The sequence below is a fragment of the Pseudarthrobacter sp. H2 genome (assembly GCF_050157045.1).
Classification (GTDB): domain Bacteria; phylum Actinomycetota; class Actinomycetes; order Actinomycetales; family Micrococcaceae; genus Arthrobacter.
On sequence record NZ_CP189594.1, the window covers coordinates 753,019 to 768,537 of the forward strand.

15 protein-coding genes are annotated in these 15,519 nt (G+C 70.6%); 11 read left to right on the top strand and 4 right to left on the bottom strand.

What is annotated here, in order from left to right; translation table 11 throughout:
• The first annotated feature begins 20 nt into the window (after positions 1-20).
• The 10 genes from hemE (at position 21) to hemL (ending at position 11,290) form a co-directional block, all read left to right on the top strand.
• Complete coding sequence (gene hemE / locus ACQCSZ_RS03615) at positions 21-1,181, top strand: uroporphyrinogen decarboxylase (protein WP_427006734.1); 1,161 nt, start codon at positions 21-23, stop codon at positions 1,179-1,181.
• Positions 1,182-1,185: 4 nt separating this feature from the next.
• A complete protein-coding gene (gene hemG / locus ACQCSZ_RS03620) occupies positions 1,186-2,733 on the top strand; it encodes a protoporphyrinogen oxidase (RefSeq protein ID WP_427006735.1) in 1,548 nt (515 codons plus the stop codon).
• Positions 2,734-2,849: 116 nt separating this feature from the next.
• Positions 2,850-3,677: a hypothetical protein gene (locus tag ACQCSZ_RS03625; RefSeq protein ID WP_427006736.1), complete on the top strand. Its 828-nt coding sequence runs from the start codon at positions 2,850-2,852 to the stop codon at positions 3,675-3,677.
• Between the two features lie 117 nt (positions 3,678-3,794).
• Positions 3,795-4,508, top strand: a complete 714-nt coding sequence (gene hemQ / locus ACQCSZ_RS03630; RefSeq protein WP_427006737.1) for a hydrogen peroxide-dependent heme synthase — start codon at positions 3,795-3,797, stop codon at positions 4,506-4,508.
• Complete coding sequence (locus ACQCSZ_RS03635) at positions 4,505-5,809, top strand: ferrochelatase (RefSeq protein WP_427006738.1); 1,305 nt, start codon at positions 4,505-4,507, stop codon at positions 5,807-5,809. Before hemQ ends, ACQCSZ_RS03635 begins: the two co-directional genes overlap by 4 nt.
• On the top strand, positions 5,806-6,804 hold the full coding sequence (gene hemC / locus ACQCSZ_RS03640; RefSeq protein WP_427006739.1) for a hydroxymethylbilane synthase: 999 nt from the start codon (positions 5,806-5,808) through the stop codon (positions 6,802-6,804). Before ACQCSZ_RS03635 ends, hemC begins: the two co-directional genes overlap by 4 nt.
• A gap of 19 nt (positions 6,805-6,823) precedes the next feature.
• Positions 6,824-7,849, top strand: a complete 1,026-nt coding sequence (locus ACQCSZ_RS03645; protein ID WP_427006740.1) for a uroporphyrinogen-III synthase — start codon at positions 6,824-6,826, stop codon at positions 7,847-7,849.
• Entirely contained in the window at positions 7,846-8,826 is a 981-nt protein-coding gene (gene hemB / locus ACQCSZ_RS03650) for a porphobilinogen synthase (RefSeq protein WP_427006741.1), read from the top strand. Before ACQCSZ_RS03645 ends, hemB begins: the two co-directional genes overlap by 4 nt.
• Positions 8,826-9,935: an LLM class flavin-dependent oxidoreductase gene (locus tag ACQCSZ_RS03655; RefSeq protein ID WP_427006742.1), complete on the top strand. Its 1,110-nt coding sequence runs from the start codon at positions 8,826-8,828 to the stop codon at positions 9,933-9,935. Before hemB ends, ACQCSZ_RS03655 begins: the two co-directional genes overlap by 1 nt.
• 23 nt (positions 9,936-9,958) lie before the next feature.
• Positions 9,959-11,290 (top strand): glutamate-1-semialdehyde 2,1-aminomutase, encoded by a 1,332-nt coding sequence (gene hemL, locus ACQCSZ_RS03660; RefSeq protein WP_427006743.1) that lies wholly within the window; start codon positions 9,959-9,961, stop codon positions 11,288-11,290.
• A 93-nt stretch (positions 11,291-11,383) separates the two neighbouring features.
• On the opposite strand, the gene ACQCSZ_RS03665 is transcribed toward hemL, so the two are convergent.
• The 4 genes from ACQCSZ_RS03665 to ACQCSZ_RS03680 form a co-directional block, all read right to left on the bottom strand.
• Positions 11,384-12,121: an amino acid ABC transporter ATP-binding protein gene (locus tag ACQCSZ_RS03665; RefSeq protein WP_427006744.1), complete on the bottom strand. Its 738-nt coding sequence runs from the start codon at positions 12,119-12,121 to the stop codon at positions 11,384-11,386.
• A complete protein-coding gene (locus ACQCSZ_RS03670) occupies positions 12,118-12,882 on the bottom strand; it encodes an amino acid ABC transporter permease (protein ID WP_427008239.1) in 765 nt (254 codons plus the stop codon). The genes ACQCSZ_RS03665 and ACQCSZ_RS03670 overlap by 4 nt, the downstream gene beginning before the upstream one ends.
• A gap of 21 nt (positions 12,883-12,903) precedes the next feature.
• A complete protein-coding gene (locus ACQCSZ_RS03675) occupies positions 12,904-13,854 on the bottom strand; it encodes a substrate-binding periplasmic protein (RefSeq protein WP_427008240.1) in 951 nt (316 codons plus the stop codon).
• A 369-nt stretch (positions 13,855-14,223) separates the two neighbouring features.
• The gene (locus ACQCSZ_RS03680; RefSeq protein WP_427006745.1) at positions 14,224-14,934 is read right to left on the bottom strand and encodes a 3'-5' exonuclease; all 711 of its coding nucleotides are present in this window, start codon (positions 14,932-14,934) and stop codon (positions 14,224-14,226) included.
• Positions 14,935-15,065: 131 nt separating this feature from the next.
• On the opposite strand from ACQCSZ_RS03680, the gene ACQCSZ_RS03685 reads away from it, so the two are divergent.
• A complete protein-coding gene (locus ACQCSZ_RS03685; protein WP_427006746.1) occupies positions 15,066-15,482 on the top strand; it encodes an MGMT family protein in 417 nt (138 codons plus the stop codon).
• Positions 15,483-15,519: the final 37 nt, after the last annotated feature.

The window sequence follows — 15,519 nt, forward strand, 5'->3', positions numbered from 1 at the left end:
TTTTGGGCACAATCGAAGGCATGACTCCTAGCGCGGCGGCAATGAACGGCACGGCACTCAACGGCACACCTGCCGGCACGGCAAGTAACGGCACGGCAAGTAACGGCACGGCACCTGGAACGCTCGACGCCGGACATCCGCTGATGGACGGCCGCACCGCCGGCTCCCCGCTGATCACCGCCTACCGCGGCGGCAAGCCCTCCCGCCGCCCCGTCTGGTTCATGCGGCAGGCCGGCCGCTCGCTGCCCGAATACCTCAAGGTGCGCGAAGGCGTGGGCATGCTGGAATCCTGCCTGCGCCCCGAGCTGGCCTCCGAGATCACCCTCCAGCCGGTACGCCGCCACGACGTCGACGCCGCCATCTTCTTCTCCGACATCGTGATCCCGCTCAAGCTGGCCGGCGTCGGCGTGGACATTGTCCCCGGTGTGGGCCCGGTCCTGGACAAGCCCGTCCGCACGGCCGCCGACGTCGCCGCCCTCCCGCAACTGACCTGGGAAGCACTGGAGCCGATCCGGGAAGCCGTCCGGCTCACCGTGGCCCAGCTGGGCAGCACCCCGCTGATCGGCTTCGCGGGCGCACCCTTCACCCTCGCGGCCTACATGGTGGAAGGCAAGCCCTCCCGCGACCACCTCGGCCCGCGCACCATGATGCACGCCGACCCCGAAACCTGGACCGCCCTGGCGAACTGGGCGGCCGACGCCTCCGGCATGTTCCTCCGGGCGCAGCTGGAAGCCGGCGCCTCCGCCGCCCAGCTCTTCGACTCCTGGGCCGGATCGCTGGGGCTGGCCGACTACGAGCGCTTTGTTGCCCCCGCATCCTCCCGCGCCCTGGACCATGTCCGGCACCTCGGCGCACCGCTGATCCACTTCGGCACCGGCACCTCGGAACTGCTCGTCGCCATGCGCGACGTCGGCGTCGACGTCGTCGGCGTGGACTACCGGCTGCCGCTGGACGAAGCCAACCGGCGCCTCGGCGGGACCGTGCCGCTGCAGGGCAACATCGACCCGGCCCTCCTCTCCGCTCCCTGGGACGTCCTGGAAGCCCACGTCCGCGCGGTGATCGCCGCCGGCGCCGCGGCCCCGGGCCACGTCCTGAACCTCGGCCACGGCGTTCCCCCCGAGACCGACCCGACGGTGCTGACGCGCGTCGTCGAACTCATCCACTCGATCTCCCCGGAGTAGCCCCGTGACCGCTGGACCCGGCGCGGGCGACGCCGCCGCCGGGAAGACCGCCGTTGGCAGGACCGCCGTCGTGGTGGGCGGCGGGATCTCCGGCCTGCTCGCCGCCCGGGAACTCGCCCGGTCCGGCGTCCGCACCACGGTCCTGGAAGCCACCGGGGCCTGGGGCGGCTGCGTGGGCAGCCACGTCGTGGCCGGCCTGACCCTGGACAGCGGCGCCGAGTCCTTCGCCACCCGGTCCTCCGCCGTTGCCGACCTCGCCGCCGGACTGGGCCTGGCGCGGGACATCGTGGCGCCCAACCCCGGCGGCGCCTGGGTCCAGCTGCCCGACGGGCCCCGCGAGCTGCCGAAGACCGGGGTGCTGGGCATTCCGGCCAATCCGTGGGACCCGGAGGTCCGGCGCTCCCTGGGCCTGTCCGGTTCCCTGCGGGCCTCCCTCGATGCCCTGCTGCCCGCTTCGCTGGGGACCACAGCCGAGGTCACGAGCGTCTCGGCGCTGGTCCGGACCCGGATGGGCAAGCGCGTCCTGGAGCGGCTCGTCGCGCCCGTGGTCGGCGGCGTCCACTCGGCGGATCCCGCCCTGCTCGACGTCGATCTGGTGGCACCCGGGCTGCGCGCCGAGATCCGCCGGCACGGCTCCCTCGCCGCCGCCGTCGCCGCCCAGCGCAGGGGAGGGGCCGGCGCTCCCACTACCGGCCCGCAGAAGGCCGGCCCGCAGAAGGCCGGCCTGCAGAAGGCCGGCTCCGCCGTCGCCGGACTGCGCGGCGGGATGCACACGCTCATATCCGCCCTGCTGGCCGAGCTGCGCGAGAACGGCGTCACGCTGCTCAGCGCCACCCCTGCCGATGCGGTGGAGCGCACGGCGGAGGGCTGGCGCGTCACCTCGGGCGGCACCGCGTACGACGCCGGGCTGCTCGCCATTGCGGTGGACGGCCCGGCCGCCGTCGGGCTGCTCGCGGACACCCTGCCGGAGCTCGCGGGCCGCCGCCCCGACGCCGGGCCGGACGTCAGCCTGGTCACGCTCGTGGTGGACCAGCCGCAGCTGGATGCCGCCCCGCGCGGCACCGGAGTCCTGGTTGCCCCGCAGAGCCCGGGAATCCAGGCCAAGGCCCTCACGCACGCCACCGCCAAATGGGGCTGGCTGGCCGCCCGGACCGGCCCCGGCACCCACGTGCTCCGGCTCTCCTACGGGCGCGGCGAGGACCCCGCGCGCGGGCAAGCGGCAAAGCGCGCTTCCCGGCATGCTTCCGGCAGTGCCGGGCCGGCTGCCGCGCCGCCCCGCTCCGACGATGAGCTGTTCCAGGCCGCCCTGACGGACGCCTCCGCGCTGCTGTGCGTCCCCGTCACCGCGGCGGACGTCGTGGACTGGGACGTGGTGCGCTGGTCCGGAGCGTTGCCGTTCGCGTCCCTCGGACACAAGGGCCGCGTCGCCGAGATCCGGAGCATCTGCGCGGCGGACGGCACGCTGGCCGTGGTGGGCGGCTGGCTCTCCGGGAACGGCCTGGCGGCGATCGTAGCCGACACCCCCCGGCAGGTACGCGCGCTGCTCGCCTGAATTCGATTTCGCGGCTCCTCTCGTGGCCGCTTCCCCGCGCCCGGGGTTGCGCGGGAATACCCCTAAAAGGGGGCGATCGGCAAATTTTCCCGCCCGCCGCGTGGCGGCTAGGCTCGATGACCATGGTTATTCACAGGCCCAACGTTCACGAGACGCAGACCGGCCACCAGCGGGGACTCCGGCGCGGCGCAGCAACTGCCGCGCTCGGAGCGGTACTGGTTCTCACGGCAGGGGTTCCTGCCTCGCACGCCGCAACCGGCTCAACGGTTTCAGCCGCCGTTACAACTGCCTCGCCGGGATCGCAGTCCCTCGGCCTCGAGGACTTGCTGGGCGGCCTGCTCGCCCCCTTGCAGCAGCCCACTCCCACGCCACGGCCGACCTCCTCCGGAACCCCTGCGCCCACGGAGCAGGCACCGACGGAACCGGCACCGAGCACGCCACGGCATTCCCCGACCCGCAGCAGCACTCCGCAGCCCGAGGCGCCGGGTGCGCCCGTGCAGAGCCCCGCCCTGCCCGCCGCTCCAGCCCCCGGCGGGACCACCGCCCCGCCGGCCGCCGTCGGCCCGGCAGTAGCGCCCCCGCCGGCAGCCGGCAACGAGCCGGTTCCCGCCGCGGATGTCCAAGCGCCGGCAGCGCCGTCCGGGACCGCCCCGTCCGGAACGCTGGCCGAACCCGGTTCGACCGGCACCGCCCCGTACGGAACGCCGTCCGCGGGAACCACCGCGCCGCAGACGCCGTCTGGCGCTCCAGCTTCCGCGCCCGCACCGGCATCCGCACCTGCGCCGGCCGCCAAGGGCCATTCCGGCAGCACCTCGCTCGAGGCCACCGCGGCCGTCGGGCCCGCCGGCCCGTCCCCGCTGCTCGGCTGGGGCATCGGCCTGGTCGCACTGTCGCTGGCATCCGGCGTCGTCGTCGTCCGGATGCGCAGCCTGCGCAAAATCTGACGGCCGGCCCCCTGACCGCGCCGGCCGCGGCGCCACGAATGTGAAATGCCCCACTTCTACGTGTTGTAGAACTTCCCCATTTCGACTTAGCCGCGGGGAAGGGGCAAACTGGTAACCATGAGCCACACTTCTGCCGAATCTGTCACCAAAACCGAAAAAGTAGCCGAAGAATCAGCCGAGCAGTTCTTCACTCTCTGGACGGTGTTCAAGCGTTCCGCCGACGTTACGCGCAGCGCCGAGGCCGTCGGCGACTTCGAGGCCCTCCTCGGCCGCCTGGCCGAGGCCGGCGTGGTCCACCGCGGCAGCTACGACGTGTCCGGGATGCGCGCCGACGCCGACGTCATGATCTGGCTGCACGGCCCCGCGCCGGAGGCGCTCCAGCGCGCGGTCCGCGACATCAGGCGCAGCAAGCTCTTCACCGGCACCGAGATCGCCTGGTCCGCCATGGGCGTGCACCGCGAGGCGGAGTTCGCCAAGAACCACACGCCCGCCTACTCCCGCGGCGTCGAACCGGCGCAGTGGCTCTGCGTCTACCCGTTCGTACGCTCCTACGAGTGGTACCTGCTGCCCGACGCCGAACGCGGCAAGATGCTGCGTGACCACGGCATGCTGGGCCGCGAGTTCCCCCAGGTCATCTCCAACACCGTGTCCTCCTTCGCGCTCGGCGACTGGGAATGGATCCTCGGCCTGGAAGCGCCCGAGCTCGTGGACCTCGTGGACCTGATGCGCCACCTGCGCGCCACCGAAGCCCGCCACCACGTCCGCGAAGAGATCCCCTTCTACACCGGCCGCCGGGTCACCGCAACGGAGATCGCCGAGGTCCTTGGATGAGCACGCCGGATCCGCAGGGCCCCGGAACCGGGGCAACCGCGGCCACCGCAGTAAACACCGTCACCGAGGCGGGCCGGATGGCCCCCAAGGAGTACGACGCCGTGCTCCTGGCCTCCTTCGGCGGCCCTGAAGGCCAGGAGGACGTCATCCCGTTCCTCCGCAACGTCACCCGCGGCCGCGGCATCCCGGACGAGCGGCTCGAAGCCGTCTCGCACCACTACCGCGCCAACGGCGGGATCAGCCCGATCAACCAGCAGAACCGCGAGCTGAAGGCCGGCATCGAGGCGGAACTGGCCGCCCGGGGGATCGGACTGCCGGTGTTCTGGGGCAACCGCAACTGGGCCCCCTACCTCCCGCAGACGCTCCAGGACATGTACGACGCCGGCCACCGCAAGGTCCTGATGGTCACCACCAGCGCCTACTCCTGTTACTCCAGCTGCCGCCAGTACCGCGAGGACATCGGCATCGCGCTGACCGAGACCGGACTGGACGGCAGGCTCGAGGTCGACAAGGTGCGCCAGTACTTCGACCACCCCGGCTTCGTCGAGCCGTTCATCGAAGGCACCGCCGCCGGGCTCGCCGACGTCCGCGCCCAACTCGCCGCCGCCGGCACCCCCGACGCGCCGCTGCACATCCTGTTCGCCACGCACTCCATCCCCACCCGCGACGCCGAAGCCGCCGGACGCTCCGAAAGCGAGCCGCGCCGGTTCGAGGAAGGCTCCGCCTACGTCGCGCAGCACCTGTCCACCGGCACCGAAGTCATCCGCCGGGTGGAGGCCGAAACCGGGCTCACCGCCCCGTGGTCGCTCGTCTACCAGTCCCGCTCCGGCGCGCCGCACGTGCCGTGGCTCGAACCCGACATCAACGACGCCATCGAGGACCTCGCAGGCCAGGGCGTCAAGGGCATCGTGATCGTTCCCCTGGGCTTCGTCAGCGACCACATGGAGGTGGTCTGGGACCTCGACACCGAGGCGCTGGAAACCTGCCGCAGGCTCGGCCTCGCCGCGACCCGCGTCCCGACGCCCGGGACGCACCGCAAGTTCGTCGCCGGCGTCGTCGACCTGGTCTGCGAGCGGACCGCCGCGAACAACATCGCCGAGCGGCCGCACCTGACCGGACTCGGCCCCTGGTACGACGTCTGCCGCCCGGGCTGCTGCGCCAACTTCCGCGGCGAGAAGCCTACGATTGCAGGAGCGGACAGTGCCACCGGCACCGGACACGATCCCTACCCGGCCGCACCTGTGGCTTCGGGCAGGGCCGGGGGCACAGCTGCGCCGGCGGCGGATCGGGTGACCCGATGACCGTCCGGATCGGCACCCGCGCCAGCAAGCTCGCCCTCACCCAGACCCAGCAGACCGCGGACCAGCTGGCCGCCGTCGGCGGGTTCCCGGTGGAGCTCGTCCACATCCGCACGGAAGGCGACGTGCTCAAGGGCTCGCTGTCCCAGCTGGGCGGCACCGGCGTCTTCGTCGCCGCGCTGCGCGATGCGCTGCTGCAGGACAAGTGCGACGTCGCGGTCCATTCACTCAAGGACCTCCCCACCGGGCCGGCCCTCGGCCTGACCCTGGCGGCCACGCCGAAGCGCGTCGACGTCCGGGACGTCCTCTGCGCCCGGGACGGGCTCAAACTCGCGGACCTGCCGGCCGGGGCCACTGTCGGCACCGGCTCGCCGCGCCGCGCCGCGCAGCTGCGCGCCGCGCGTCCGGACCTGGACATCCGCGACATCCGCGGCAACGTCGACACCCGGCTGGGCCGCGTTCCCGGCCTCCCGGGCAACACCACCGACGCCGTGGTGGACGGCAAATCCTGCGACCTCGACGCCGTCGTGCTGGCCGCCGCCGGCCTGCACCGGATCGGACGGCTGGACGCGGTCAGCGAGTACCTCGAAACCGACGTCATGCTGCCCGCCGCCGGGCAGGGGTCCCTGGCCATCGAATGCCGCACCGCCGACGCGCCCCGCAAGGCCGGATCCACCGAAGGCTCCCAGGGCGCGCTGGCGCAGGCCCTGGCCGCGCTCGACGATCCGGACACCCGGCTGGCCGTCACGGCCGAGCGTGCGCTGCTGGCCCGGCTCGAGGCAGGCTGCGCGGCCCCGGTGGGCGCGTACGCCTACCGCAAGGGAAGCCTGCTGCACCTCGAAGCCGTCGTCTGCGCCGTCGACGGAACGGCGAGCGTCCGCGACAAGAAAGCCACCGACGGCCTCACCGAAGTCGGCGCGACCCTGCTCGGGATCGAGCTCGCGGAGGTCCTGCTGGCCCGCGGCGCTGCCGGCATTGCGGACCTGGCCGCGTCCTGAACCCGGCGGACACCAGCAGATGACGGGATGGCGCGGCGGGCCTGAGAAGCCTGTGCTGGACGGCGCAGTGCTGGACGGCGCAGTGCTGGACGGCGCAGTGCTGGACGGCGCAGTGCTCGCCGGTGCACGGGTTTTGGTGGCCCGCAGCCCGGACCGCGCCGGGGACCTTGTGACGGCCCTCCGCGCGGTCGGGGCCGAGCCGCTGCTGCTGCCCCTCATCGATTTCGAGGTGGCCCGCGACCAGCATTCCCTGGACGTTGCCTTCGATGCCCTCGGCGCCGGGGCCTACACCTGGCTCGTGATCAGCAGCGTGACCACCGTCCAGGCGCTCGAGGCCAAGGCCGCCGAGCGGGGCGTGGAGCTCAGCGCGTGGCTTCCCGGTAGTCTCCAGATCGCCACGATCGGCCCCGCCACGCGCCGCTTCCTTGAAGCCCGGGGCATCGCCGTCGACCTCGCACCCGCGGGACCCCAGTCCGGGGCGGGCCTGCTCGACATCTGGCCCGAGGGCCAGGGCAGCGTGCTCCTGCCGCAGGCCGACATCGCCGACCCCCGGCTATGCCGGGGCCTCGAGGCGCGCGGCGCGTCCGTCCAGGCCATCACGGCGTACCACACCGTGGATTACCCGGCGGATCCGGGCCGGAGCCTGTCCGCCTTCCAGCAGGCATCCCCGGGGCACGCCCCCCGCATGGCACCCTCCAACGCCGCCGGCAACGCGGCGGCAGTGCTCACGGCCGCCCAGGCGAAAACCGAAATCGGTGCCGGCGGGCTGCAGGCCGTCGTCGCTGCCTCGCCGAGCGCGGCCCGCCGCATCCACGCCGATCTCGCGCCCCTGGGCGGCTGCCGCTTCGTGGCGATCGGGCGTTCGACGGCGGTGCAGGCTGCGTCGCTCGGGCTCGCCGTCGCCGCCGTCGCCGAGGAGCCCACCGCCTCAGGCCTCGTGGCAGCGGTGATCCGGGCACTGGCGCCCGGCCACTCGCCGTCACCGCAGTCCCCGCCGGCGCCCGATCCGTCACCAGCCGAGCACCTACCGAAGGACAGAACATGAGCTTCCCGATCCACCGTCCCCGCCGGCTGCGGACCACCCCGGCCATGCGCCGGCTGACCGCAGAACACCGGCTCTCGGCCGCGGAGCTCATCCTGCCCGCGTTCATCCGTGAGGGCCTCACGGAGCCCAACCCCATCGCCTCGATGCCCGGCGTGCAGCAGCACACCTCCGATTCGCTCAAGCGTGCCGCCGCCGAGGCCGTGCAGCTGGGGGTCGGCGGGATCATGCTGTTCGGCGTGCCGGCGGTCCGCGACGCCACCGGCAGCGCCTCCCTGGACCCGGACGGCGTGCTCAACAAGGGCATCCGCGACATCCGGGCCGAGGTGGGCGACGACCTCGTGATCATGAGCGATGTCTGCCTGGACGAATTCACCGACCACGGCCACTGCGGCGTGCTCGACGCAAACGGCTACGTGGACAACGACGCGACCCTGGAGATCTACGGCCGGATGGCTGTGGCGCAGGCCGAGGCCGGCGCGCACATGCTGGGCCCCTCCGGCATGATGGACGGCCAGGTCGGCGTGATCAGGCAGGCGCTCGAGGATGCCGGGCACGCCAACATCCCCGTCCTGGCCTACGCCGCGAAGTACGCCTCCGCGTTCTACGGCCCGTTCCGTGAAGCCGTCGACTCGCAGCTGACCGGCGACCGCCGCAGCTACCAGATGGACGCCGCCAACCGGCGCGAAGCGCTCCTTGAGGTGGAGCTGGACCTGGCCGAAGGCGCCGACCTGGTCATGGTGAAACCCGCCATGAGCTACCTCGACATCCTGGCCGACGTCGCCGCGATGAGCCCCGTTCCCGTGGCCGCCTACCAGATTTCCGGCGAATACTCAATGATCGAGGCGGCCGCCGCCAACGGCTGGATCGACCGCCGGGCCGCCATCACCGAATCCGTCCTGGGCATCAAACGCGCCGGGGCCAACATGGTGCTCACCTACTGGGCCTGCGAACTCGCCGGCTGGCTGAAGGAGTCCTGATGACCAACCCACCCGCCGCAGCCGGTCCCGCCGGCGTGAATCCGACCGCCCCGGTGGGACCGGACCGGATCCTGCTGGGCCTGAACAGCTTCGGCGACGTCGGGGTCTTCCCGGACGGGCACCCCGTCCCGCACGCCGAGGTGCTCCGCCAGCTGCTCGAGCAGGCGGAGCTCGCTGACGAGGTCGGTCTCCACGCCTTCGGCGCGGGTGAGCACCACCGCCGCGACTTCGCCGTGTCCGCACCCGAGGTCTTCCTCGCGGCTGCCGCGGCCCGGACGAAGAACATCCGGCTCGGCTCGGCCGTGACGGTGCTCAGCTCGGACGACCCCATCCGGGTCTTCGAACGCTTCGCCACGGTGGACGCCATCTCCAACGGCCGCGCCGAGGTCATGCTGGGCCGCGGATCCTTCATCGAGTCCTTCCCGCTGTTCGGCTTCGACCTGGCCGACTACGAGGTGCTGTTCGAGGAAAAACTCGAACTCTTCGACAAGGTCCGGGCCCAGGAACCCGTCCATTGGGAGGGCCGCACCCGCCCTGCCATCAAGGGGCTCAGCGTCTATCCGCCGCTCGAGCACCACCTGCTGCCGGTCTGGATCGGCGTCGGCGGCACCCCCGAGTCGGTGCTGCGCTGCGCCGAGTACGGCTACCCCCTCATCCTGGCGATCATCGGCGGCCAGCCGCGCTCGTTCGCCCCGCTCGCGGACCTGTACCGGGAGGCCATGGCCAAGTACGGCCACCCCATGCAGCAGCTCGCCACGCATTCACCGGGCCACATCGCGGCCACCGACGAGGAGGCGCGCGAGGAGCTCTTCCCGCACTGGATCGCCATGCGCAACCGGCTGGGCGCCGAGCGCGGCTGGGGTCCGGGCAGCCGCGGCGAGTTTGACGCCATGTGCACCCCCGAGGGTGCCCTCTATGTCGGCTCGCCGGAAACCGTCGCCGCGAAGATCGCCCTGCTGAAGAAGAACCTCGGCGTGGACCGCTTCGACCTCAAGTACAGCAACGGCACCCTGCCGCACGCCGCCATGATGCGCTCCATCGAGTTGTACGGCACCGAGGTGGCGCCCCGCGTGGCGGCCCTGCTGGCCAAGGCTTCTCCGCTGAATTGAAAGCGACTGAAAGAATAGGAACCATGACTTCCAGCCATCCTCGCAACGAGGAACTCTTCGACCGCGCCCGCCAGCTGATGCCCGGCGGCGTCAACTCGCCCGTCCGCGCCTTCGGCTCCGTGGGCGGGACACCGCGCTTCATGGTCTCCGCCCGGGGCCCGTACCTGACCGACGCCGACGGCGCCGAGTACGTCGACCTGGTCTGCTCCTGGGGCCCGGCCCTGCTGGGACATGCCCACCCGGCGGTCCTCGCGGCGGTGCACGCCGCCGTCGACCGCGGGCTGTCCTTCGGCGCCTCGACGCCGGATGAGGCCAACCTCGCCGCGATCGTCAAGGAACGGGTCCCCGCCGCCGAGCGCGTCCGGATGGTGTCCACCGGCACCGAGGCGACCATGACGGCGGTCCGGCTGGCCCGCGGCTTCACCGGCCGCGACCTCATCATCAAGTTCGCCGGCTGCTACCACGGCCACCTCGACGGGCTCCTCGCCGCCGCCGGCTCCGGCGTCGCCACGCTGGCGCTGCCGGGCTCCGCCGGCGTCACCGCCGCCACGGCCGCCGAGACCCTGGTGCTGCCCTACAACGACCTCGGCGCCGTCGAGGCCGCGTTCGCCAAGCACGGGCCCAACATCGCCGCCGTCATCACCGAGGCCGCCCCCGCCAACATGGGCGTGGTCACCCCGGGGGACGGCTTCAACGCCGGGCTCTCCCGGATCACCCGCGACCACGGTGCCCTGCTGATCCTCGACGAGGTCCTCACCGGCTTCCGGACCGGCTACGCCGGCTACTGGGGCCTCACCGGCGGGGCGGCCGGCGCCGTCGAGCCCTGGACCCCGGACCTGCTGACCTTCGGCAAGGTCATCGGCGGCGGCATGCCGACGGCGGCCCTCGGCGGACGTGCGGAGGTCATGGACTACCTCGCCCCGCTGGGCCCGGTCTACCAGGCCGGCACGCTGTCCGGGAACCCGGTGGCCATGGCCGCCGGCGTCGCGACCCTCACCCACGCCACCCCGGAGGTCTACTCCTTCGTGGACGCCCGCTCGCTGGAGCTGTCCGCGGCGCTGTCCTCCGCGCTCGATGCGGCCGGCGTGGACCATTCGATCCAGCGCGCGGGGAACCTGTTCTCGGTGGCGTTCGGCACGTCCGCGCACGGCGTCCACAACTACGACGACGCCCAGGGCCAGGAAGTCTTCCGGTATGCGCCGTTCTTCCACTCGATGCTGGACTCCGGGGTCTACCTGCCGCCGTCGGTCTTCGAGGCCTGGTTCCTGTCCGCCGCGCACGACGACGCCGCGATGAACCGGATCTTCGACGCCCTGCCGGCCGCAGCCAAGGCCGCCGCCGCCGCGAAGGCCTGACCCCGGCGGCGGGCACCGCCGTCGGCCTTAAATGACTTTGGCACCCGCCGCGGCGGGTGCCAAAGTCATTTAAGGCCGCGGTTGCGGCAGGCCTCAGAGGACGTCGGAGAGGAACCCCTGCAGCCGTTCGGTCTGCGGATCGTCGAAGAGCTGCTCCGGCGAGCCGGACTCCACCACCACGCCGGCGTCCATGAAAGTCACGGTGTCCGAGACGTTGCGGGAGAAGCCCATCTCGTGGGTGACCACCACCATGGTCATGCCGTTGCTGGCCAGGTCGGCCATCAGGGAGAGGACGCCCTTGACCAGTTCCGGGTCCAGGGCCGACGTTGCCTCATCGAAGAACATCACCTCCGGCTTCATGGCCAGTGCCCGCGCGATCGCCACACGCTGCTGCTGCCCGCCGGACAGGTTTGCAGGCCGGGCGTCAGCTTTGTGCTTGAGTCCCACCAGCTCCAGCTGTGCCATTGCTTCTCCGCGGGCCTGTTCGTTGGACATGCCGCGCAGCTTGCGCAGTGCGAGCGAGACGTTTTCTGCCACGGTCTTGTGCGGGAACAGGTTGAACTGCTGGAAGACCATCCCGATCCGCCGGCGCAGCTCATCCGGGTTGTCCTTGAGCACGGACCTGCCGTCCAGCAGGATGTCACCCTGGTCGGGCTCGATCAGCCGGTTCATCACCCGCAGGAGGGTCGACTTGCCGGAGCCGGAGGGTCCGATGACGGAGGCCGTGGTGCCCTGCCCGACATGCAGGTCGATGCCCCGGAGGACATGGTTGGACCCGAACGAGAGATGGATGTTCTTCGCTGTCAGCGACCCTGAGGTGAACTCGCTCATGCCTGGGCCCCCTTTCCGACCTTGGCGGCCGCTTCGTCCGGTTCCTTCTTCTCCGGCCCGCCCGAGCGCAGGCGGGCGTCTATCCAGTTCACGAAGTGCGTGAGCGGGACGGTGAGGATCAGATAGAAGATTGCCGCGGCGACATACGGGGACAGGTTCCCGCTGGTGGACGCTGCGTCCTTGCCGATCTGGAAGATCTCCCGTTCCGTGGCCAGCAGGCCCAGCAGGAAGACCAGCGAGGACTCCTTGATCAGGGCGATGAACTGGTTGACGAGCGCCGGCAGGACCCTGCGGATGCCCTGGGGTACGACCACCAGGCGCATGGAAGGGCCGTAGCCGAACCCCAGGGCGCGCGACGCCTCGAGCTGTCCCTTGTCCACGCTCTGGATACCGGAGCGGAAGATCTCGCCGATGTACGCGGCCGACATCAGGGAAAGCGCCGCGATCGCCATCGGGTACGGGCTCGTTGAGCCCGTAAACTGCCGGATGATCGGGCCGAAGCCAAGGCCGATCACCAGGATGGTCAGTACCGGCGGGAGTCCACGGAGGATATCCGTGTACACGCGGGCAATCCACCGCACGGCTGCGTTCCGGGAAATCCCCATGAGGGCGAGCACCATGCCGAGCAGCGTTCCGATGATGCCTGACGTGACGGCCAGGACGAGCGTATTCGGCAGGCCGACAGCGAACATCATGGGGATGACTGCCCCCATCGCCTTCCAGTCGAGGAAGGTCTCACCGAGTTGTTTGAGGATATCCAGGAGATCCATGGAACGCCCGGTTTACTTGGCGGGGATCTGGATGGCCTTGCTGCCCGGCTTCCAGCCCTGCGGGGTCTGCTCAGCGGCGGTCGGGCGGTCCGTGTACCACTCGGCCGTGAGCTTGGTCCACGTACCGTCGGCGATCACGGCGTCAAGACCGGAGTTGAGGGCATCGATGAGGGCCTGGTTGTCCTTGTTCACGGCGTAGGCGGTGAAGTTCTGGGTGTTGACAACCTTCTCGGCGATCTTGGTGTTGTCGCCTTCCTTCACCTGGCCCGTGGCCTGCTGGGACGGGGCGACCCAGGCGTCCACCTGGCCGTTCTTCACGTTGGCGTAGACCGTGTTGTAGTCCGGGAAGCGGACCGGCTCGAGCTTGAGGGTATTGGTGACGTAGTCGTCCTGGACGGTGCCCTGGACAACGCCCATGCGCACGCCGGCCTTGAGGTCCGCGAAGCCCTTGACCTTGGCGTCGTTCTTGGTCACGACAGCCATGTAGCCGAAGTCGTAGCCATTGGTGAAGCCGACGGTCTCACGGCGCTTGTCCGTCGTGGAGATCGAGGAGGACCCGACGTCGAACTGCTTGTTCTTGACCTGGGAGAGCAGCGCAGAGAAGTCGGTGGAGGCGAACTCGACCTTGAGGCCCAGCTTGGCGCCAATGGCACGCAGGAGCTCGTTGTCGTAGCCCGTGAACTTGCCCGAGGGGTCAATGAAGATGTTCGGCGGGGCATCCGAGAGCGTGCCCACGCGCAGGGTGCCGTCGGTGGTCAGGCCGAGCTTGGACTTGTCGATCTTGTCCAGCGGAGTGACCTCCGCGGTGGTGTACTTGTCCAGTGAGGTCTTGTCGCTGCCCGCGAGGGCGTCGCTGGGGGACGCGGTCGGTTGCGCAGCCCCGCCGCCGCACGCCGCCAGGGACGCCGCGAGTGCGACCGCCACAGGAACAGTTGTCAGCCACTTCAAGGCTTTGATTTTCATCACGCAATCACTTTCATTGGGAATTCGCTGGGGCCTGGGGGCGATGAGATGCCCCGGCTGCGGGCCTGTGGATCAGCAAACGAGCCCAGTCCGCGAACAATATTGTCTCACTTGCCCCGGAGTCACATTGAAATCGAACGGCTGAAAGTTTTCGGCAGCTCAGATCGAATCATCTTCAGTGGCGGACGCCACGGGCCGGTGATATCGGAGCGGCGAGCGACGTCCCGCGGAAGGAATGACTCGTCCGTGCTCCGGGTCGCGGTGGAAACATGTCTGTGAGTTGCGTCTCAACCGCTGGTGTCTGGGTCTACAGACGCTTATTTACAGGGGCCCGGATCCGCCGGCGTACGCCGGGGTGCCGCGACGGGCTCAGAACTCGCCGCGGCCGGCGTCCTCGGGCGGCAGCACCGGCCAGTCGCCCTCGATCACGGCGGCAGGCTTGGTCTTGCGCAGGTAGCTCTGGAAGTCCGCGGCCTGGGACGAGGCCCACTCGACCTGGAGCTGGTGGAGATGGGCGGCCGGCATGCTGAGCTTGGGAAACTTCCCGGCCATGGCATCGAGCATGCGCAGGGTCGCCAGTGCATCGGCGGCCGAGGTGTGCGCGTTGTCCAGGCTGACGCCGTACTCCTCGCATAGGGCCGTGAGCGTGCGCTTGCCCTTGCGGTAGCGGTCCACCTGCTTGTTCATGATGTACGGGTCCAGCACCGGAAAGCGGCTCAGCTGGGGGACGCCGTAGCGCGCCGATTCGGCGGCCAGGACGGTGAAATCGTAGCTGGCGTTGAAGGCAATGACCGGCACGTGGGCATCGAACAGCTCCTGGAGGACTACCGAAAGTTCCCGCGTCACGTCAGCGGCCGGACGGCCCTCGCGGCGCGCCTGCTCGGTGGTGATCCCGTGGATATCGCTGGCCTCCGTGGGGATCTCCACGCCGGGATCCGCGAGCCACTCATGCTCCGTGATGATCCCGCCGTCGGAGTCCACCACGGTGACCGAGGCGGTGACGATCCTCGCGGCACGGGAGTTACGGCCGGTGGTCTCGAGGTCAAAGGCTGCGCGGGGGAGGGAGTTCCAGGTGCTCATGCCTCCACGCTACCTTCTGCCTCCGACAGTTCTTGACTCCGCACCCTGAACAGAACGCGGGGTCACTTACAGCCCATCCTGCCCGGCGGAATGGGCCGTAGGTGACCCCGCGTTGCGGCTAGTCTGGATCGATGCGGGCGGAGTATGTGGAGGCGGTGCTGGAACTGGTGGCCTTGATCCCCGCGGGCACCGCACTGGCCTACGGTGACGTCGCAGAACTCCTGGGCGGCGGCGGCCCCCGGCAGGTCGGGTCCGTGATGAGCCACCACGGCAGCGCCGTCCCGTGGTGGCGGGTCCTCAAATCAAACGGGGAGGCACCGCCGGGACATGAGCATGCCGCCCTGGCCCGGTACCTCCAGGAGGGCACCCCGCTGCACGGCAGCTACCTGGACTATCTCCGTACCGGCGAGGGACGCTGGCGGGTGGACCTGACCGCGGCCCGGTGGGCGCCATCCGAGGACGACTTCGACCGGATCGACGCCATCGCCGAGCGCCTGGAACGGGCATTGCATAAATTGTCGGCCCCTGATGATGGAATGACTGTGTGACTACCCCCGGCCCGGCCCCTGTTATTGAGCTGCCTGT